This window comes from Phytobacter sp. V69, assembly GCF_965644215.1.
Classification (GTDB): domain Bacteria; phylum Pseudomonadota; class Gammaproteobacteria; order Enterobacterales; family Enterobacteriaceae; genus Phytobacter.
In genome coordinates this window covers 1-411 of record NZ_CBFFRL010000533.1, presented here as the reverse complement: position 1 = coordinate 411, position 411 = coordinate 1, and the positions used below count along the sequence as shown (strand labels likewise).

The 411-nt window shown below is 54.3% G+C and carries 1 pseudogene; it reads right to left on the bottom strand.

The annotated features are described in order from the left end of the window. A pseudogene (locus ACSZPU_RS26345) lies at window positions 1–317 on the bottom strand (tail fiber domain-containing protein); the annotation flags it as partial. Window positions 318–411: the final 94 nt, after the last annotated feature.

The following is a 411-nucleotide window of genomic DNA, read 5'->3' as shown; positions in this document are numbered from 1 at the left end:
AACGCCTGCCAGTTCGCGTTCTCCTGCAGTACACGGCGAACCGCCTCGGCGGTCTGTGCTGCCAGCGCTGCTGTAATACGGTTGAGCGTCATCTGTGGCACAGCAACGTAAGCCGCGCCGGTTGTGGTTGGCCCGGTGAATGCATCGCTTAACGTGAGGGCTGTATTACTGGTGACCGTATCGACGAACAGGGTGTAAAACACCCCGCCGATAGTGGTCGTGATAACATCGCCAGATTTCAGGTCGGTCGTAAAAGTGGTACTGGTACCGACAACGGCAGTTGAACCGTTGGTTAATTTGATTGTTCCTGCGGACATATTTTCATTTTCTCCGGGCGTAAAAAACCACCTGCATAGCAGGTGGCATTGATAACGCCCCATAGGGGCGTACTCAGTCCAGACTCTGAGAGTC